Below are 18,950 nucleotides of genomic sequence, written 5' to 3' on the forward strand. Positions count from 1 at the left end.
CTTCCTTGTGATGGTTCGGCCGGGGAGTCTGGCCAAAAGCTGTGCATCCTTGGAGGGGTAATCCGAAAAAAAGATCCTTCCTACAGCGCAAAGAAAAATAGTCGTCTTCCGTTGCCGCAGCAAATGCGGAGGATAGTTTTTTGCGTCAAGATTTGTGTCCGTCCCCGATCAAATGTGGGAGCGGGCTTGCTCGCGAATGCTTTTTGTCAGGCGCAGATCAATCCGGCCAATACCATGCCGGTTCATCCAGCATCCGCTGCCCGACAATCCCCGTCTGTCCCAATGTCTTCTCCAACACAATGCAATTGCACTCCGGGTCCTCCTGCACCGCCGAAATCAGCCGCCGGGCATGAGAAACCACCCACACCTGACACTGCTCGGAAGCGTGAATAATCAACCGCGCCAACGCCGGCAACAGATCCGGGTGCAAACTGGTCTCCGGCTCGTTCAACACCATCAGCGTCGGCGGCCTGGGCGTCAGCAGCGCTGCGACCAGCAGCAAATAGCGCAGCGTCCCGTCCGACAACTCGGCCGCCGACAAGGGCCTCAACAAGCCTTCCTGATAAAACTCGATGGCAAAGCGTCCACCGGGCAGCGATTCGATGTTCAGTCTCGCGCCGGGGAAGGCGTCGCTGATGGCCGCTTGCAGCGCCTCGGGGTCGCCGATTTCGATGATGGTCTGCAAGGCTGCCGCCAGGTCGCGACCGTCGTGGTGCAGCACCGGCGTGCGGGTGCCGAGTTGCGGTTGGCGCACGGGGGCATCGGCGTCACTGCGAAAGTGATCGTAGAAGCGCCAGCGACGGATGAACTCGCGCATTTCCAGAACCTCTGGCGAAGTACGCAAGCTGCCGACCTGGTCGAACAGGCTGTCAAAAGTCGGTGTGTGCTGGGCCAGCACCTCCCAGCTGCGGTTGGCTCGGGCGCGGATCATAGGCCCGTCGCGATCCACCAGCAGGCTCGCCGGACGATAAAACGGCCCGGCCCAGACGCATTCGCGTTTGATTTGCGGGTCCAGGCTGAAACGTGACGCAATGGGTGAACTGTGCCCGGGTAGCATGAAGTGGCCGTTGGAGTCGGGTAGTCCGAGGCTGATCGAGTATCCGAAGTCCTCCCCGGTAAACCCCAGGCGCAGGCGTTTGGCGCCGTGCCGTATGCTCGCCTCGATCGGGACTTCGCCGTTACGCATCCGTCGGCTGATGTTTTCCGGGCCGGCCCAAAAGGTCGAATCCAGCCCACCCTCGCGGGCCAACGCATTGACCACGCCGCCCTGAGCGGTTTCCGCCAGCAGGCGCAGCGCGCGGTAGAGGTTGGATTTGCCGCTGCCGTTGGGGCCGGTGATCAGGTTCAAGCGACCCAGCGGAATCACCAATTTATTGATCGAGCGGTAATTGGCCACCGCGAGGGTTTTGAGCATGGGGAGCTTCCTGCTGAGTTGCGCGATTCTGCCTTATTGTCGACGTCATCGTGCGCCAGGCTTTATTTCAAACTGTGAGGCGCACCCTTGGAACCCTGTTCTACGCTCACAGTCGTATCGCCATTGGCACGTTCGTGCAACGCAAAGGAGTCTGCATGGTGGGTCCCGGATTGAAAACAGTGGTTGGCCTGAGCCTCCTTGTTCTGCTGAGCGCCTGTGACGATAAAAAACCGGTCGAAAAGGACCGTCCGCGGGTATTCGTACAAGAGGTAAAACCTGCGGATTACGCAGCGACGGTGACCCTGACCGGTGATGTTCAGGCGCGGGTCCAGACCGACCTGTCGTTCCGCGTTGGCGGCAAGATCATCCAGCGCACAGTCGATGTCGGTGATCGTATTTCGGCCAAACAGGTTCTGGCCAAGCTCGATCCCAAGGACCTGCAAACCAGCGTCGACTCGGCCCAGGCGCAGGTTGTTGCCGAACAGGCCCGGGTCAAGCAGACCGCCGCCGCATTCGTTCGCCAGCAAAAACTCCTGCCCAAGGGCTATACCAGCCAAAGCGAGTTCGATTCCGCCCAAGCCGCCTTGCGCAGCAGCCAAAGCGCCTTGACGGCTGCCCAGGCGCAACTGGCCAACGCCCGGGAACAAATGGGCTACACCGCGCTGATTGCCGACGCGCCGGGGGTGATTACCGCGCGTCAGGCCGAGGTCGGCCAGGTGGTGCAGGCCACCGTGCCGATTTTCAGCCTGGCCCGGGACGGTGAGCGCGACGCCGTGTTCAACGTCTACGAATCGCTGCTGACAGAGCCACCAGAGGGTAAAACGGTGGTCGTCAGCCTGCTCGACAACCCCGCGATCAAAACCACCGGCACCGTTCGGGAAATCACCCCGGCCGTCTCCGCGCAGACCGGCACGGTGCAGGTCAAAGTCACGCTCAACGGACTGCCGGAAGGCATGCAGCTCGGTTCGGTGGTGAGTGCCACGGCCAAGACGCCAGGTAAATCGGCGGTCGAACTGCCCTGGTCGGCACTGACAAAAAATCTCAGCGAGTCGGCGGTGTGGCTGGTGGACGACGAGGGCAAGGCACAGCTGCACACCGTCACCGTCGGTCGCTACTTGACGGGCAAAGTGATCATCAGCGCCGGCCTGAAGGGTGGCGAAAAAGTGGTCATCGCCGGCGGCCAGTTGCTGCACCCTGGCGTGAAGGTGGAAATCGCCGAAAACACCTATAAGGATTTAGCCGCGGGAGCCCAGCCATGAAGCGTCTGTTACTGGTATGCGCCAGTGTGATGCTGGTGGCCTGCTCGAAAAAGGAACCGCCGCCGGAGCCTGTGCGTCCGGTCCTGTCCATCAAGGTCCAGTCCCTGGACGAAGAAAGCCTGGGCCGCTTCGCCGGCAGTATCCAGGCGCGGTATGAAAGCAATGTCGGGTTCCGGGTGCCGGGGCGCATTGCCAGCCGTCATGTCGATGTCGGTGCCGAAGTCGAAAAGGGCGCGTTGCTCGCCACCCTCGACCCCACCGATCAGCAGAACCAGTTGCGCTCCGCTCAGGGTGATCTGGCCAGCGTCCAGGCGCAGCTCATCAACGCCCAGGCCAATGCCCGGCGTCAGCAAGAGTTGTTCGATCGCGGCGTGGGCGCCCAGGCGCAACTCGACATCGCACAAACCGACCTCAAAACCACCCAGGCCTCTCTCGATCAAGCGAAGGCTGCGGTCGATCAGGCCAAGGACCAGCTCAACTACGTCGAACTGCGCGCCGATCACAAAGCCATCGTCACCGCGTGGAACGCCGAAGCCGGGCAAGTCGTCAGCGCCGGCCAGCAAGTGGTGACTCTGGCGCAGCCGGACATCAAGGAAGCGGTGATCGACCTGCCGGACACCCTGGTCGACCAGTTGCCGGAAGACGTGGTGTTTCAGGTGGCCGTCCAACTCGACCCGAGCATCACCACCACCGCCATCATTCGCGAAATCGAACCCCAGGCGCAAAGCGCGACCCGCACCCGTCGCGCCCGCCTGACACTGACCGACACGCCACCGGGGTTTCGCCTGGGCACGGCGATCAGCGTGATCCTCAGCTCCGCGATCAAACCGCGCATCGAACTGCCCCTGACCGCGCTCCAGGAGGTCGATGGCAAACCGCGGATCTGGGTCATCGATCCGCAGACCCAAACCGTTTCCCCGCGAGATGTCAGCCTGGTCAGCCGCACTGACTCAACGATGGTCCTGGCCAACGGCGTGAAGTCCGGCGAGCGGGTGGTCAGTGCTGGCGTGAACAGCCTGAAACCGGGGCAGAAAGTGAAAAACGATGAGGACAGCCCGCAATGAAAGGGAGTTTCAACTTATCCGAATGGGCCCTCAAGCATCAGTCGTTTGTCTGGTATTTGATGTTCGTCGCGCTGCTGATGGGCGTCTTCTCGTACCTGAACCTGGGCCGCGAGGAAGACCCGTCGTTCACCATCAAAACCATGGTGATCCAGACCCGTTGGCCGGGCGCGACCCAGGAAGAAACCCTCAAGCAGGTCACTGACCGGATCGAGAAAAAACTCGAAGAGCTCGACTCGCTCGACTACGTGAAAAGCTACACCCGCCCCGGCGAGTCGACGGTCTTCGTAAACTTGCGTGATACCACCAGCGCCAAGGACATCCCGGAAATCTGGTACCAGGTGCGCAAGAAGATCAACGACATTCGCGGCGACTTCCCTCAAGGCCTGCAAGGGCCGGGATTCAACGATGAGTTCGGTGACGTGTTCGGCTCGGTGTACGCCTTTACCGCCGACGGTTTGTCGATGCGCCAATTGCGCGATTACGTCGAGCAAGTCCGCGCCGAGATCCGCGAAGTGCCGGGGCTGGGCAAGGTCGAGATGGTCGGCGAGCAGGATGAAGTCCTCTACCTGAACTTCTCCACCCGCAAACTGGCGGCGTTGGGCATCGATCAGCGTCAGGTGGTGCAGAGCCTGCAATCGCAAAACGCGGTGACCCCGGCCGGTGTCATCGAGGCCGGTCCCGAGCGGATTTCCGTGCGCACGTCCGGGCAGTTTGCTTCCGAGAAGGACCTGGAAAACGTCAACCTGCGGCTCAACGATCGCTTCTACCGCTTGGCCGACGTCGCCGAGATCAGCCGTGGCTATGTCGATCCGGCGACGCCGGAATTCCGCTTTAACGGCCATCCTGCCATTGGCCTCGCCATTGCGATGAAGAAGGGCGGCAACATCCAGGTGTTCGGCGAGGCGTTGCACCAGCGCATGAATGACCTGACCGCCGACCTGCCGGTGGGTGTCGGCGTGCACAACGTTTCCGACCAGGCCGAAGTGGTGGAAAAAGCCGTCGGCGGCTTTACCAGCGCGCTGTTCGAAGCGGTGGTGATCGTGCTGATCGTCAGCTTTATCAGCCTCGGCGTCCGCGCCGGATTGGTGGTGGCCTGTTCGATTCCGCTGGTGCTGGCGATGGTCTTCGTCTTCATGGAATACAGCGGCATCACCATGCAGCGGATTTCCCTCGGCGCGCTGATCATTGCGCTCGGGCTGCTGGTGGATGACGCGATGATCACCGTCGAAATGATGGTCACGCGCCTGGAAATGGGCGATACCAAGGAGCAGGCCGCTACGTTCGCCTACACCTCGACCGCGTTCCCGATGCTCACCGGTACGTTGGTGACGGTGGCCGGTTTCGTGCCCATCGGCCTGAATGCCAGTTCGGCCGGCGAGTACACCTTTACGCTGTTCGCGGTGATCGCGGTGGCCATGATCGTGTCGTGGATTGTCGCGGTGCTGTTCGCCCCGGTGATCGGCGTGCACATCCTCAGCGCCAACGTGAAGCCTCACGACGCAGAACCGGGGCGCATCGGTCGGTCGTTCAATTACGGCTTGCTTTGGGCCATGCGCAATCGCTGGTGGGCGATCGGCATCACCGTTGCACTGTTTGTGGCGTCGGTGTTTTCCATGCAGTTCGTGCAGAACCAGTTCTTCCCGTCTTCGGACCGCCCGGAAATTCTCGTCGACCTGAACCTGCCGCAAAACGCTTCGATCGCCGAAACCCGCAAGGCTGTGGACAAGCTGGAGGCGACGCTCAAGGACGACCCGGACATCGTGCGCTGGAGCACCTACATCGGCGAAGGTGCGATCCGTTTCTACCTGCCCCTCGACCAACAATTGCAGAACCCGTACTACGCGCAATTGGTGATCGTCAGCAAAGGCCTGGAATCGCGTAACGCACTTAGCCAACGCTTGCGCGAGCGCCTGCGCAAGGATTTTGTCGGTATCGGCAGCTACGTCCAGGCGCTGGAAATGGGCCCGCCGGTGGGTCGGCCGATTCAGTACCGGGTCAGCGGCAAGGACATCGATCAGGTGCGCAAACACGCCATCGCCCTGGCCACCGAACTGGATAAAAACACCCACATCGGTGAGATCATTTACGACTGGAACGAACCGGGCAAAGTCCTGCGCATCGACATCGCGCAAGACAAGGCGCGGCAATTGGGACTGTCGTCAGAAGACGTGGCCAATCTGATGAACAGCATTGTGGTCGGTGCGCCAGTGACTCAGGTCGATGACGATATCTACCTGATCAACGTGGTGGGGCGTGCGGAAGACGCCGAACGCGGCACCCCGGAAACCCTGCAGAATTTGCAGATCGTCACGCCGGGCGGCACGTCGATTCCGCTGCTGGCATTCGCTTCCGTGCGTTATGAGCTTGAGCAGCCGCTGGTCTGGCGTCGCGACCGCAAACCGACCATCACCATCAAGGCGGCGGTGCGCGATGAGATTCAGCCGACCGACCTGGTGAAACAACTCCAACCCGACATCGATAAATTCGCCGCCAGTTTGCCGGTGGGCTACAAGGTCGCCACCGGCGGCACCGTCGAGGAAAGCGGCAAGGCCCAGGGGCCGATTGCCAAGGTCGTGCCGTTGATGCTGTTTTTGATGGCGACCTTCCTGATGATCCAGTTGCACAGCGTGCAGAAGCTGTTCCTGGTGGCCAGCGTCGCGCCGCTCGGCTTGATCGGCGTGGTGCTGGCGCTGATCCCGACGGGCACGCCGATGGGCTTTGTGGCGATCCTCGGGATTCTGGCGCTGATCGGCATCATCATCCGCAACTCGGTGATTCTGGTGACACAGATCGATGCCCTGGAGAAGGACGGTCATGCACCGTGGGATGCGGTGGTGCAAGCCACGGAGCATCGCCGCCGGCCGATTCTGCTGACGGCAGCGGCAGCGAGCCTGGGGATGATTCCGATCGCCCGGGAAGTGTTCTGGGGGCCGATGGCCTACGCGATGATTGGCGGGATTATTATTGCGACATTGCTGACGTTGCTGTTTTTACCGGCGCTGTATGTGGCCTGGTACAAAATTCGCGAACCGAAAAAAGAAGCGCAGTAATTATGCGTTGATCGTTCCCGAGTGACGTTTGGGAACGGTCCTACTTACATGGCCGGTGTGTTGCTGTACGGTCCCTTTTCAAATGGAGGAGGGGCTTCGATGTCACCGATGACCTATTGTCTGCGCTATGTGCTGTTGCTCGGCGCTCTGTTGTGTTCACCCCCGACGCTGGCCGGCAATGTGCTGGAAAATTCGCTGTGGCGTGTCGAACTCGATCCCGCCACGCTGGCGATTCGCGTCACCCCCGCACAACATTCGCCAGTGCAAGCCTCGTCGGGCGTTACCGGGTATAAGGTCAGCAACCTCAAGCAAAGCGCCAATCGCATGGACTGGCAGTGGGATGACGGCGCCTGGACGCTCAGTGCCGCCCTCGATCAGCGTGACCTGTCCCTGTCCATCATCGCCCGTGATTCCGGGGAGCTGAGCTTTCTGAAACAGCCTGGCAGTTCTATGGGAAAAGGGCTGATCTGGCCGCTGGCCGAGGGGCGTTACGTGCCTGCCGGTGATCCGCTGTGGCAAACTTTTCTGCTCGATCAGGGGGCGTTCAATACCACCCAAGACCTGAGTTTGCCGCTGTGGGGCGTTGATCACGGTGGCTTCACGCTGAACTGGCTGATGACCAACCCTTATAACAATCGCCTGATCTTCAGCGCCGAAAACAACACCCTTGCTCTGACTGTCCATCATCAATTCACCTCCCTTGAGCCCAATGCACCGCTGACTTTCAAGCTGTCGTTGGGTGATGTCGATCTGTTGGCGGGTGCCAGGCGCTATCGGAAATGGTTGGTCGACAGCGGGCAATACGAAACCTTGAGCGACAAACTGCTGAAGACTCCCGAAGCCAAAAAGCTCCTGGGCGCCAGTCATGTTTATCTGTGGGGTAGCGACCTGCTCGGACCGGAAGATGTTCGAAGCTGGCCAGCTTTGCTGAAAGAGTTGCGCGGTAATGGCGTGCTGGCCAGCGAGTTACGTTCCAGTTTTGACGCTGAAAGCTCGCAGTTGCTGGCCCGGGCTGAGCCACCGCTTGATCGTTACCAGCAAATCACGTTGCTACGCAGCCTCAATGCTGCGCTCAACAAGAAGGCACGCAGCGGCTGGCAGTCTGTGGTCGAACCGGACATGCAAAAACTGGCTGACGGCTACGGCGTCTTACGTGCAGAGCTGGCAGTGGCGTTCTCCGATGCTTTGACGGCAACCCCGGAACGCTGGGGCAATACCTTGTCACTCACGACGATCGAACAACTGAAAGCTGCGGGCTTGTCGCGATTATGGTTAGGCCTTGGCGAGGGTTGGGAAGGTGGTCTCTGGCACCCTGAAACGGTGCGTCAAGGCGTTGCCGCAGGTTACCTGGTGGCACCCTATGATTCCTATGAGACGGCGCTGACCATCACTGAAAACCCGGACTGGACCACTGCGCATCTGGGCTCCAGAGCCAATCAGGAATGTGCGGTCGTGCTGGAAACCGGGACGTTCAAAAGCGGGTTTCAGCAATCGGGGCATTACACCGATCCGCGTTGTGTTCGGCCATTGCTTGAGGCGCGCATCAAGGCTGTACAGAGCAAGGCCGGGTTCAATAGCTGGTTTCTGGACGCCTACGCCACCGGCATGCTGTTCGACAGCTACCGTGTGGGAGCGACCATGACTCAGGTGCAAAATGCCGAAGGCAACATCGACGCCTCGCGCTGGGTCAACGAGACGTTGAAGCTACCGACCGGCTCCGAGGATGGCAACGCCACCATGGCCCAAGGGGTACTGTTTGCCCATGGAATGCAGACACCGGTGATCGGCTGGGGTGATTCGGATATGAGCAAGAATCCGAAGTCGCCCTATTACCTTGGCCCCTGGTTTCCTGATGAACAGCCGCAGGTTTTCTTCAAGACCGTGCCGCTCAAGGAACCCTACCGCACGGTTCACTTTGCTCCGCAAACACGCTTGCCGCTTTATCAGGCGGTGTTCCATGGCTCGGTGATCACCACCCATCATTGGCTGTTCGACAGCCTTAAGTTGAGCAATGTGCGCGCCGAGAATGAGCTGACTCAATTGCTCTACAACGTGCCGCCGCTGTATCACCTGAGTGCGGCGACGCTGAAGCAGCGGTTACCGGCGATTGCGCGTCAGGATGTGTTCTTCCGCCCGCTGCATGAGCGTCTGGCGACTCAGGCGATGACAGGTTTCCGTTGGCTGACTGAGGATCGTCAGGTGCAGCAGACAACGTTCGCCGATGGCACCAGGCTGGTGGCGAATTTTGATGTGCGCGAACGAGAGATTGATGGGCGACAGTTGGCCAATCGAAGCATCACCGCGTTTGACGCGAACGGGGGAGTGACAACCTATCAAGTCGCTGTGCAACGTTAGAAAACCGTCGCGAACCTGCTCGCGATTTGCGTCCTGACAGGCTACGCCGGCTTACGCCAGACACTCGCCAGCCAAGGCTGCTGCTCGCGCGGCAGCCCCGCCGGCCGGTAGTAATGCTCCAGTTCCACAAACCCCGCCGCCGTCAGCAATTGCTGCCATGTCTCAAGATCGTGGTACGCCCCATAACGCGGCCCGTTCCAGCCCTCCTGATTCTCGCCACGAGGGTTTGAGCTGAACAACACACCACCCGGTTTCAAAGCCCCGTGTAATGCCTTCAACACCCGGGGCAGCTCTTGAGTCGGGATATGAAACAGTGCCGCATTGGCAAAGATCCCGTCAAAGCGCTCGGCCGGCAAATCCAGCTTCAGGAAATCCTGCTGCCAGACTTCACAACCGCTGTCCTGTAGGGCCATCTGCGCAAACTTCTCCGAGCCATCAAGCCCGACGGCGGTATGGCCCATGCGCGTGAAGGTTTGCAAATCACGACCCGGCCCGCAGCCAAAATCGAGAATGTCGAACGGCGCCTCACCCTGAATATGCCGCAGCAACGCATCGATGTTCTGGCTGACATCATGATCGCGAGTCCCTTCGCGAAAACTTTCAGCCACCGAGTTGTAATGGCCCAGGGTGGTGGAGGTGATCTGCTCGAGGTCGGTGGGGGTCTGTTTCATGGTCGGCTGCGCAGGCAATTGGGATTTGCCGAATATACGCCATGAAGCCGGTGACTGCTTCGCAGCCATTCGCGAGCAAGCCCGCTCCCACAGTTGACCTGCAGTGAACACAAGATTTGTGTACGACGCGATCATTGTGGGAGCGGGCTTGCTCGCGAAAGCGGTATCGCTGACAACCAATGACTTGAGCAAGACTCAACGCTTGTTCAACCCCCGAGCCAACCGATCCCCGCCCAACTGAATCACCGCCACCAACACCACCAGCAACACAATCACCGTCAACATGATCTGGCTATCAAACCGCTGATACCCGTACCGGTAGGCGATGTCCCCCAGTCCACCCGCACCAATCGCCCCGGCCATGGCCGACGAGTTGATCATCGTCACCAACGTAATCGTGAAACCCCCGACAATCCCCGGCAGCGCCTCAGGCAGCAACACATGCCAAACGATATGCCAGCGCCGGCAACCCATCGCCTGCGCCGCTTCGATCAACCCGTGGTCCACCTCCCGCAAACTGACTTCGGCAATGCGCGCAAAAAAAGGCGTGGCGGCGATGGTCAGCGGCACCACCGCCGCCCAAACGCCGTATGTGGTGCCGACGATCAACCGGGTAAACGGAATCAGCGCCACCATCAAAATCAGAAACGGAATCGAGCGGAACAGGTTCACGAATGCGCCCAACGCGCGGTTCAGCGCAGGTGCTTCGTAGATCCCGCCCTTGGAGCTGGTGACCAGAATCACCGCCAGCGGAATGCCCGCCAGCAGTGCGATCAATGACGACACGCCGACCATCAGGAAGGTGTCGATGAAGCCTTGCAGCAAGCGATCAAACCACATAACCCAGCACCTCCACCTGTTGCGCCCAGTTGCCGGCGCGTTGACGCAATTCCTCTGCGCCGAGGGACGAACCGGTCACCGCCAGCAGCAATTGCCCGAGAGCATGGCCCTGAATCCGTTCCACGCCACCTTGCAGCAAGCGCACGCGACCGCCGAGGGCACTGAACAACGCGGCCAGGTCGGGCTCGTCGCTGGCGCTGCCGGTGAACTGCAAACGCAGCACAACAGCGGCGTCCGAGGACTGTGGATGTGCCTGCAAGCGGCTTTGCAGTTCTTGCGGCAAACCGTGTTGCAACGGCGCCAGCAAGGTTTTGCTGACCTCGTGCTGCGGGTTGCCGAAGACTTCCCAGACCGGCCCTTGTTCGACGATTCGCCCGTGTTCCAGCACCACGACTCGGTCGCAGATATCGCGGATTACCGCCATCTCGTGGGTGATCAGCACGATCGTCAGGCCCAGGCGCTGATTGATCTCGCGCAGCAGGCCGAGGATTGATTGGGTGGTTTCCGGGTCCAGTGCCGAAGTGGCTTCGTCGCACAGCAGAATCGCCGGGTCATGCACCAAGGCGCGAGCGATGCCGACGCGCTGTTTCTGACCACCGGACAGCTGCGCCGGGTAAGCCTTGTGTTTCTCTTGCAGGCCTACCAGTTCCAGCAATTGGCGGACTTTCTGTTCGCGTTTTTCCTTTGGCACACCGGCGACTTTCAGCGGCAATTCGACGTTCTGCCAAACCGTCTTGGCCGACATCAGGTTGAAGTGCTGGAAGATCATGCCGATGCGCCGACGCAGCGCCACCAGGCGGTCTTCATCGAACTCGCCGATATCGACCTGATCGATCAGCACGCGGCCCGTGCTCGGTTGTTCCAGGCGGTTGATGGTGCGGATCAGCGACGACTTGCCGGCGCCGCTGCGACCGATGATGCCGAACACCTCGCCGCGTTGAATCGCCAGGTCGATGCCGTGCAGCGCGGCGACCGGACCTTGCTGACCGTTGTAGGTTTTGCCCAGGCCAATGAAGCGCACGTGAGCACGGTTCAGGTTCGGGTGCAGTTCCGTTTGTTCAGCGTTTTTGAGCTCTGGAATCTCCAGTCGCAGTTGCGTGGCTGCCATCATATTCAGCTTTCCCAACCGGCTTGGTAGAGCTTGCCGTGGGCTTTATCCAGCGCTGCACGAACGGCCGGCGAATGCTGGTAGACGTCGACGAATTTGATCAGGCGCGGGTCGGTTTTGCTTTTCGGCTGGATCACGAACTGAATCACGTATTCCTTGTGATCCAGGCCGTCGAACAGCAGGGCGGAGCCGGCATCGAAGGTCTTCGACAAGCGGATGTAGGCCGGGTAGCCCTGGACCAGATCGGCGTCGTCATAGGCGCGTACCAGTTGCACGGCTTCGACCTGCAGGATTTTGATCTTCTTCGGATTGGCAATGATGTCTTCTTCGGTGGCCTTGTAGCCGACACCCGGTTTGAGGGTGATCAGCCCGGCCTTGGCCAGCAGTTGCAAGCCACGACCGCTGTTGATCGGGTCGTTGGCGATCGCCACGCTGGCGCCTTCCGGCAGTTCGTCGAAGCTTTTGTATTTCTTCGAGTAGAGGCCGACGTTGTTGATGATTCCCGGTGCGAACGGCACCAGGTCAAAACCGGCGGCGGCCTTGGCGTTTTCCAGGAACGGGACGTGCTGGAAGTAGTTCACGTCGATGTCGCCGGCAGCGAGGCTGACGTTGGGCGCGATCCAGTCGCTGAACTCCACCAGATCGACTTGCAGGCCTTGTTTCCTGGCTTCTTCGACGGCGGCTTCCAGGGGAATGGCGAAAGCGGCGGTGGTGCCGACTTTCAGCGGCGCGTCGGCGGCGAATGTGACGGAGCTGAAAAGGCCGAGGGCCAGGGCCAGTGCTTTGACTGGGTGGGAGAGAAGTTTCCTGGTCATGATGAGTTTTCCAGTCAAGTTAAGGCGATCGTTCCCACGCTCCGCGTGGGAATGCCTCCCGGGACGCTCCGCGTCCCTGCGGCGGTGACGCAGAGCGTCACTGGCTGCATTCCCACGCAGAGCGTGGGAACGATCAGGGTTGGGGGTTAGTGTCGGTAATGGGATCCGGTATGTTGCTCAGGCAAATGCGCCTCTGCGTGAAACAGTTTTTCCCGCAGGCTGCCGCTGTCGTAAGCGGTCTTGTACGACCCGCGCCGTTGCAACTGCGGAATCACCAGGTCGATGAAATCCACATAGCTCTCCGGCGTGACTATTCGCGTCAGGTTGAAGCCATCCAGCCCGGTCTCGGCGATCCACGATTCCAGCTCATCGGCGACCTGCTCAGGCGAGCCCACCACGGTGATGTAGCGACCACCGAGGGCGTGTTGCTCGAGTAATTTGCGGCGAGTCCAGTCGTTGTTTTGCAGGTTCTTGGTGGCGGACTGGATCGCGTTGCTCTTCACGTACTGGATCGGTTCATCGATGTCGTACTCGGAAAAATCGATCCCGGTGGAGGCCGAGAAATGCGCCACGCCGGCCTCGGCGCTGGCGTAGCTCAAGTACTCGGCGTGCTTGGCCCAGGCCAGCGCTTCGGTGGCGCCGACTATCACGTTCAGCCCCATGAACACTTTGATGTCCTCGGGGTTGCGCCCGGCCTCGACGGCACTGGCGCGCACCTTGTCCACTTGAACCTTGGTCGACGGTTTGTTCTGGCCGCTGATGAACACGCACTCGGCATGCCGCCCGGCGAACAGCAAACCGCGATCCGAACTGCCGGCCTGGAACAGCACCGGTGTGCGCTGCGGCGAGGGTTCGCAGAGGTGATAACCCTCGACCTGATAGAACTCGCCCTTGTGCTCGACCTTGTGCACTTTCTCGGGCTGCGCGTAGATCCGCTGTTGCGGATCGTTAAGCACCGCGCCGTTTTCCCAGCTGCCTTCCCAGAGTTTGTAGAGCACTTGCAGGTATTCATCGGCCTGGTCGTAACGACGGTCGTGCTCCACCTGTTCGCTCAAACCCATGGCTTTGGCGGCACTGTCGAGGTAGCCGGTGACGATGTTCCAGCCGACCCGGCCACGGCTCAGGTGATCGAGCGTGGACATGCGTCGGGCGAACAGATACGGCGGTTCGTACGTCAGGTTGGCGGTGAGGCCGAAGCCAAGGTTTTTGGTGACCGCAGCCATGGCCGAAACCAGCAGCAGCGGGTCGTTGACCGGAAGTTGGATTGATTCTTTGAGCGGTACATCCACCGAGTTTTGGTAGACGTCGTAAACCCCGACGATGTCAGCGATGAACAAACCGTCAAACAGTCCACGCTCCAGCAATTGCGCCAGTTCGGTCCAGTATTCGATGGTTTTGTACTGAGTGGAGGTGTCCCGAGGATGCGTCCACAGACCATGGTTGATGTGCCCGATGCAGTTCATGTTGAACGCGTTGAGCAGGATCTTCTTTTTCGCATCGGCCATCAGATGGTCCCCCGCAGTGGCGGGTTTTCATCATTGAGGTAGTAATTGCCGACCGCGTGATACTTCCAGCGCACCGGGTCGTGCAGGGTGTGCACCCGGGCGTTGCGCCAGTGGCGATCCAGGCCGTGTTCAATCAAGGTTGCCTGGCTGCCTGCCAGTTCAAACAGCGTGCTGCCCGCGGCGAGGGAAATCTCGGTGCTGATGGCGCGGGCTTCGGCGACGGCAATCGACGCGGCGGCGACGGTCTCGGCGTTGGTGTCGGCCTGAGCCTTGTCGAGGAATTCGCCGGAGCGTTCCAGCAAGGCTTCGGCGGCGTGCAGACGAATGCTCAAGTGGCCGAAGCTCTTGATGGTCAGCGGGTCCTCGGTGGCTTTGTCGTTCCTGGAATCGATCCACGGCCGGGTCTTGGTGCGCACGAAATGCAGCGCATCTTCATAGGCGGCGCGGGCGATACCGGTGTCGATGGCGGCATGAAGAATCTGCGCCAACGGGCCGACGGTGGTCGGGCGTTCGAACGCACTTTGAAACGGGATCACGTCTTCGGCGGCGACGTAAACATCTTCAAACACCACCGAACCGCTGCCGGTGGTGCGCTGGCCAAAGCCGCTCCAGTCGTCGATGACCGTCAGACCCTTGGCATGACGAGGGACGAAAGCGAGTTGCTGAACACCGTTTTCGTCCACGACCGACGTCGGGATGCGCTGGGCATAAATCGCGCCCGTGGCGTAAAACTTGCGGCCGTTGATGCGATAGCCGTCACGTTCTCCATGCCGATCAGGGGTCAGGCTGGTGACGCGGTCATGGGCGGTTTTGGTGCCCAGTTCCGCGAGGGCATTGCCGAAGCGCTGGCCGGCCAATACTTCTGCGTAGAGGCGTTTTTTCTGCTCATCGGTGCCGTTCACCCGCAATACTTCGAGCGCGTAGAAGTGGTTCTGCGGGATCTGGCCCAGGGAGCCGTCAGCCTGGGCGATCAGCGCAATCACTTTGGCCAGGGTGACGTTGGAAACACCGGCGCCGCCGTATTCTTTTGGCACGCTGATGCCCCAAAGACCCGAACGGGAAAACACTTCCAGTTCCGGGTATGGCAAACGGCGTTCGCAGTCGCGCAGGGCGCTGTCGCGTTTGAAATCTTCGGCCAGGTCACTGGCGACGATCAGGGCTTGCTCATCGCTGGTGATGACCGCGACGTGGTGAGAAATGGTCATGTGTTTCTCCAGAGATCTGGTCAAAAGTGTTCTGGTCGTTAGATCCAGGAGTGCCGTGCGGGCAGCGTGCCGTTCAGGTGATAGGTGCCGACGGCGTGATATTTCCAGCGCACCGGGTCGTGCAGCGTGTGCACGCGGGCGTTGCGCCAGTGACGGTCGAGGTTGAATTCGGCGAGGGTGGCGCGGCTGCCGGCCAGTTCGAAAAGCTTTTCGCTGGCCAGCAGCGAGATCTCGGTGGTCAGCACTTTGGCTTCGGCCACGGCAATCGAGGCGCGGGCAGCGGACTCGGCGGTGAGTGGCGCGGTATTGACCTGATCGAGCACTTGCCCGGCCTTGCGCAACAGCGCTTCGGCGGCGTGCAGTTCGATTTTCAGTTTGCCGATGTCGGCGATCACATAGAGATCGTCGCTGGCCCGTTCGACCTTGGCGTCGATCCACGGCCGTGCACGGGTTTTCACGAACTCGATAGCGTCGTCGATGGCGCCCCGGGCGATGCCGGCGTCAATGGCGGCTTGAATCAACTGCGACACGGCACCCTGAATGTTCGGGCTGTCGTTGATCTTCCAGTTATCCACCACCAGCTCGGCGTCGACCTGCACGTTGTTGAGCAAAATGGTGCCGCTGGCGGTGGTGCGTTGGCCGAAGCCCGACCAGTCATCCACGATGCGCAGGCCCGGAGTGCCGCGACGAACGAAGGCCAGAACCTGCTTGCCGTCGTCGTTCAGCGCCTTGACGGCGACCCAGTGGGCGAACAGGGCGCCGGTGGAATAGAACTTCTGCCCGTTGAGGACGAAGCCGTCGCCGCTGGCGGTGATTCGCGCCTTGAGTTCAAGGGTGTTTTTGGTGCCGCGTTCTGGTCCCCCATTACCGATTCGCCAGCCGTCGAGCACGCTTTTGAACAGCTGCTTTTTCTGCGATTCAGTGGCGCTGCCAAGCACCAGGTTGAGAATGCCGAACTGGTTTTGCGGGATCTGTCCCAGTGCCGGGTCGGCCGCGGAAATGATCGCGAAGACGTCGGCCAACGTGACGAACGAAACCTGCGGGCCACCGTAATCACGCGGGATAGAAATGCTGCCCAGGCCGCTGCGGGTGAACTGTTCGATTTCCGACCACGGCAGCTTGCGCTGCTGGTCGCGTTTGGCTGCTTGCAGACGGGCGACTTGCGCCAGCTCATGGGCGGCCTTGATGGCTTGTGTGTCGTTACGCAAGACCTGCGCGGGCAACAATAATGGGGCGACGTCCAGATCACTCTGGACGATTGCATCTGCCAGACTGGACATCAGTGCCGCTCCTTGGCTGCACGCAATGCCCTGGCGATCTGCACTGGGGTGATTGTGTTCCGGACCATACCTACCTCACATCTCATGAAAACGCCGCGAGGGTTGCGACGAACGAAAACAAGAATGTCCGGTGGTCCGGTGCATATACCCTAAGCGTGTATAAAAAATTAATAAACTAACTTTTAGGAATATGCATAGAAGGCGGTGCCACAGATTCATGTAGCAGCTGGCGAAGCCTGCGTTCGGCTGCGTAGCAGTCGTCAAACCTGAGCTCGCGGTTTAACTGAATGACCGCAGTGTCTGATTTCACGACTGCTACGCAGCCGAACGCAGGCTTCGCCAGCTGCTACATGGGATCTCAGTGGTTGCGGGGTTCGGCGGCCATGAGTATCTCTTTTGGCCGGACCTGCAGATAGGGATTGGCGCAACCGATCTTCAGCCTGCGCGGTGGTGCCCAGCGGGAGTTGTTACCCACCCGGTCGAGGATGCAGTAAGTCACTTCCAGCCGCAGGTCTTCGCCGGCTTCGAGAATGATCGCCGGCGGCACCCAGACCTGGATCGGCTGACCGACATCGCCGGCCTTGAGTCGTGGCAGATCCATGCGCACATCGCCCCAGCGCAAGGTGATTTCGTCGTCGGCGGCCATGTTCAGGTAAGGCTCGATGGTCAACGGAACACCGCGCTTGATCTGGTTCGGGTTGACGCCCTGACGGCGAATGGTCTCGGGGATGTTCACCGGCTCCAGACTCTGGTTTTCATCGCCGCACAGTGCCGACGGTTGGCCGCCGGGGCAGTCGAGTTTGATCTGCACCCGTCTGGTGGCCGAAAGGGTTGGCCCTTGCCCGATCTGCATGACCCGGTAGTGAACGTGCGAGGTGCCATTGGCGATGAAGCTCTCGGGCACACGCAGCTGGACCGGTTGGCCGACATCGTCAGCCGTCAGCACTCTGGAGGCCACGTAGCAGTTATCCCAGAACAGTTCGATCAGGTCGCCTTCGTCCATGCCGGAGTAGGGCGCCACCTCGATCAGCAGGTGCGCCGCCGAGGTGATGTTGATGCAGGTCTTGTGAGATTGCGCCAGGGTCGGGGCCGCAAGTTCGGGTTTGTTCGAAATGCTTGTCATGGGGTTTCTCCTTGAAGCCTTGCAGCGAAAGTCCGTTTCTGAAAGTTCGAAAGGCGTGAATTACCGAGCAACAAAACTGTTCACTGTGTGTGAAATTAAAGAGTGAATGAGTGCGAGGTTAAATGCCTGTTGGAGACTAGATAAGAGTGCGCTTGGATAGGTGTCAATAGTGTTTGTTAGTTAAGTATTGGATCTAGCGTTATTCAGAAAAATCCTACGCGGTGGAGTTAATAAGCTGCACCGTGCTGTCGAATTTGACCTTGTTCTACGGGCTTTTGGCGGGGTGCTGACGGCGAAGCCCGGTACGGCGAGGGTGCGGGTCTTGGCTGGATTTTAAGCGAGGTTATTCTGTTGCAGGAGATATATATGTACCGCCTGCGGCTATAAAAATTTATCTATTGTTCAAAGAGGTGAATAAGCGAAGAGCATATATCGAGGGTTTTGTTGGTGGGAGTGGTTGTTACTTCCATCCGTGGAAGTTAACAAGTAGTGAGGCGATGTTTCAGTGCTGAGCGTTATTCAGGAACTTGCTCAAAAACTGCTTCGTCCGCTCTTCTTTCGGATTGGCAAACAAGGCCTTGGCTTCGCCTTGTTCGACGATCACACCTTTGTCGAAAAACACCACGCGGTTCGCCACGTCCCGGGCAAAGCCCATTTCGTGGGTGACGATGACCATGGTGCGTCGCTCTTCGGCGAGGCTACGGATGGTTGCCAGCACTTCACCCACCAGCTCCGGGTCGAGGGCTGAGGTCGGCTCATCGAACAGAATCACTTCCGGCTCCATCGCCAGTGCGCGGGCAATCGCCACACGCTGTTGCTGACCACCGGAAAGGCGTCGCGGGTACGCGTCTTCCTTGCCCGCCAGGCCGACCCTGGCCATCAGCTTTTTACCCAGGGCAACGGCTTCGGCGTGCGGGATCTTCTTTACGATGATCGGGCCTTCGATAACGTTTTCCAGGGCGGTGCGATGAGGGAACAGGTTGAAGTTCTGGAACACGAAACCCACGTGCTGGCGCAAACGTCGCACCAGGCCTTGCTGCTGGTTCAGCGGACGGCTGCCATCGATCTCGATGTCACCGACCTTGATCCGGCCGCTGGTGGGTTCTTCCAGGAAATTCAGGCAGCGCAGGAACGTGGTTTTTCCCGAGCCGCTAGGCCCGATGATCGCCACCACCTCACCTTCCTTCACTTGCAGATCGATGCCGTTGAGCACCACTTGACCCTTGAACTGCTTTGTCAGTTTTTCCACGACAATCATTGG

The 18,950-nt window shown here is 60.0% G+C and carries 14 protein-coding genes; 4 read left to right on the top strand and 10 right to left on the bottom strand.

The genetic code is table 11. From position 1 onward, the window contains the following. Positions 1 to 217: 217 nt before the first annotated feature. Positions 218 to 1,414, bottom strand: a complete 1,197-nt coding sequence (locus IB252_RS18075; RefSeq protein ID WP_192409793.1) for an AAA family ATPase — start codon at positions 1,412 to 1,414, stop codon at positions 218 to 220. 155 nt (positions 1,415 to 1,569) lie between these two features. On the opposite strand from IB252_RS18075, the gene IB252_RS18080 reads away from it, so the two are divergent. From IB252_RS18080 to IB252_RS18095, 4 genes are all read left to right on the top strand, one after another. Beyond that, on the top strand, positions 1,570 to 2,673 hold the full coding sequence (locus IB252_RS18080) for an efflux RND transporter periplasmic adaptor subunit (protein WP_192409794.1): 1,104 nt from the start codon (positions 1,570 to 1,572) through the stop codon (positions 2,671 to 2,673). Next, positions 2,670 to 3,737 carry an efflux RND transporter periplasmic adaptor subunit gene (locus IB252_RS18085; RefSeq protein WP_192409795.1) on the top strand — a complete coding sequence of 356 codons (1,068 nt, stop codon included), beginning with the start codon at positions 2,670 to 2,672 and terminating at the stop codon, positions 3,735 to 3,737. Before IB252_RS18080 ends, IB252_RS18085 begins: the two co-directional genes overlap by 4 nt. After that, positions 3,734 to 6,787 carry an efflux RND transporter permease subunit gene (locus IB252_RS18090; RefSeq protein WP_192409796.1) on the top strand — a complete coding sequence of 1,018 codons (3,054 nt, stop codon included), beginning with the start codon at positions 3,734 to 3,736 and terminating at the stop codon, positions 6,785 to 6,787. The genes IB252_RS18085 and IB252_RS18090 overlap by 4 nt, the downstream gene beginning before the upstream one ends. A 99-nt stretch (positions 6,788 to 6,886) precedes the next feature. Next, positions 6,887 to 9,142: a glycoside hydrolase gene (locus tag IB252_RS18095; protein WP_412548174.1), complete on the top strand. Its 2,256-nt coding sequence runs from the start codon at positions 6,887 to 6,889 to the stop codon at positions 9,140 to 9,142. 41 nt (positions 9,143 to 9,183) lie between these two features. On the opposite strand, the gene IB252_RS18100 is transcribed toward IB252_RS18095, so the two are convergent. The 9 genes from IB252_RS18100 to tcyN form a co-directional block, all read right to left on the bottom strand. Then, complete coding sequence (locus IB252_RS18100; protein WP_192409797.1) at positions 9,184 to 9,813, bottom strand: class I SAM-dependent methyltransferase; 630 nt, start codon at positions 9,811 to 9,813, stop codon at positions 9,184 to 9,186. A 195-nt stretch (positions 9,814 to 10,008) separates the two neighbouring features. Next, positions 10,009 to 10,653, bottom strand: a complete 645-nt coding sequence (locus IB252_RS18105; RefSeq protein WP_030128490.1) for a methionine ABC transporter permease — start codon at positions 10,651 to 10,653, stop codon at positions 10,009 to 10,011. Next, positions 10,643 to 11,764 (bottom strand): methionine ABC transporter ATP-binding protein, encoded by a 1,122-nt coding sequence (locus IB252_RS18110; protein WP_111449496.1) that lies wholly within the window; start codon positions 11,762 to 11,764, stop codon positions 10,643 to 10,645. Before IB252_RS18110 ends, IB252_RS18105 begins: the two co-directional genes overlap by 11 nt. A 2-nt stretch (positions 11,765 to 11,766) precedes the next feature. After that, positions 11,767 to 12,576 (bottom strand): MetQ/NlpA family ABC transporter substrate-binding protein, encoded by an 810-nt coding sequence (locus IB252_RS18115; protein WP_192409798.1) that lies wholly within the window; start codon positions 12,574 to 12,576, stop codon positions 11,767 to 11,769. A 146-nt stretch (positions 12,577 to 12,722) separates the two neighbouring features. Further along, positions 12,723 to 14,081, bottom strand: a complete 1,359-nt coding sequence (locus tag IB252_RS18120) for an LLM class flavin-dependent oxidoreductase (RefSeq protein ID WP_192409799.1) — start codon at positions 14,079 to 14,081, stop codon at positions 12,723 to 12,725. Next, positions 14,081 to 15,286 (bottom strand): SfnB family sulfur acquisition oxidoreductase, encoded by a 1,206-nt coding sequence (locus IB252_RS18125; protein WP_192409800.1) that lies wholly within the window; start codon positions 15,284 to 15,286, stop codon positions 14,081 to 14,083. The genes IB252_RS18120 and IB252_RS18125 overlap by 1 nt, the downstream gene beginning before the upstream one ends. A gap of 38 nt (positions 15,287 to 15,324) precedes the next feature. Next, positions 15,325 to 16,566: an SfnB family sulfur acquisition oxidoreductase gene (locus IB252_RS18130; RefSeq protein ID WP_192409801.1), complete on the bottom strand. Its 1,242-nt coding sequence runs from the start codon at positions 16,564 to 16,566 to the stop codon at positions 15,325 to 15,327. A gap of 358 nt (positions 16,567 to 16,924) precedes the next feature. Then, positions 16,925 to 17,689 (bottom strand): hypothetical protein, encoded by a 765-nt coding sequence (locus IB252_RS18135; RefSeq protein ID WP_192409802.1) that lies wholly within the window; start codon positions 17,687 to 17,689, stop codon positions 16,925 to 16,927. Positions 17,690 to 18,191: 502 nt separating this feature from the next. After that, on the bottom strand, positions 18,192 to 18,947 hold the full coding sequence (tcyN, locus tag IB252_RS18140; protein WP_008148274.1) for an L-cystine ABC transporter ATP-binding protein TcyN: 756 nt from the start codon (positions 18,945 to 18,947) through the stop codon (positions 18,192 to 18,194). Positions 18,948 to 18,950 lie beyond the last annotated feature (3 nt).

The sequence above is a fragment of the Pseudomonas sp. PDM10 genome (assembly GCF_014852295.1).
Lineage (GTDB): Bacteria > Pseudomonadota > Gammaproteobacteria > Pseudomonadales > Pseudomonadaceae > Aquipseudomonas.

What these genes read in the sequence shown, in the direction of transcription:
- IB252_RS18120 (WP_192409799.1), bottom strand. Translation starts at nt 14,081, where the DNA reads ATGGCCGATGCGAAAAAGAAGATCCTGCTCAACGCGTTCAACATGAAC.
- IB252_RS18130 (WP_192409801.1), bottom strand. Translation starts at nt 16,566, where the DNA reads ATGTCCAGTCTGGCAGATGCAATCGTCCAGAGTGATCTGGACGTCGCC.
- tcyN (WP_008148274.1), bottom strand. Translation starts at nt 18,947, where the DNA reads ATGATTGTCGTGGAAAAACTGACAAAGCAGTTCAAGGGTCAAGTGGTG.
- IB252_RS18095 (WP_412548174.1), top strand. Translation starts at nt 6,887, where the DNA reads ATGTCACCGATGACCTATTGTCTGCGCTATGTGCTGTTGCTCGGCGCT.
- IB252_RS18115 (WP_192409798.1), bottom strand. Translation starts at nt 12,576, where the DNA reads ATGACCAGGAAACTTCTCTCCCACCCAGTCAAAGCACTGGCCCTGGCC.
- IB252_RS18090 (WP_192409796.1), top strand. Translation starts at nt 3,734, where the DNA reads ATGAAAGGGAGTTTCAACTTATCCGAATGGGCCCTCAAGCATCAGTCG.
- IB252_RS18085 (WP_192409795.1), top strand. Translation starts at nt 2,670, where the DNA reads ATGAAGCGTCTGTTACTGGTATGCGCCAGTGTGATGCTGGTGGCCTGC.
- IB252_RS18100 (WP_192409797.1), bottom strand. Translation starts at nt 9,813, where the DNA reads ATGAAACAGACCCCCACCGACCTCGAGCAGATCACCTCCACCACCCTG.
- IB252_RS18105 (WP_030128490.1), bottom strand. Translation starts at nt 10,653, where the DNA reads ATGTGGTTTGATCGCTTGCTGCAAGGCTTCATCGACACCTTCCTGATG.
- IB252_RS18125 (WP_192409800.1), bottom strand. Translation starts at nt 15,286, where the DNA reads ATGACCATTTCTCACCACGTCGCGGTCATCACCAGCGATGAGCAAGCC.
- IB252_RS18110 (WP_111449496.1), bottom strand. Translation starts at nt 11,764, where the DNA reads ATGATGGCAGCCACGCAACTGCGACTGGAGATTCCAGAGCTCAAAAAC.
- IB252_RS18080 (WP_192409794.1), top strand. Translation starts at nt 1,570, where the DNA reads ATGGTGGGTCCCGGATTGAAAACAGTGGTTGGCCTGAGCCTCCTTGTT.
- IB252_RS18075 (WP_192409793.1), bottom strand. Translation starts at nt 1,414, where the DNA reads ATGCTCAAAACCCTCGCGGTGGCCAATTACCGCTCGATCAATAAATTG.
- IB252_RS18135 (WP_192409802.1), bottom strand. Translation starts at nt 17,689, where the DNA reads ATGACAAGCATTTCGAACAAACCCGAACTTGCGGCCCCGACCCTGGCG.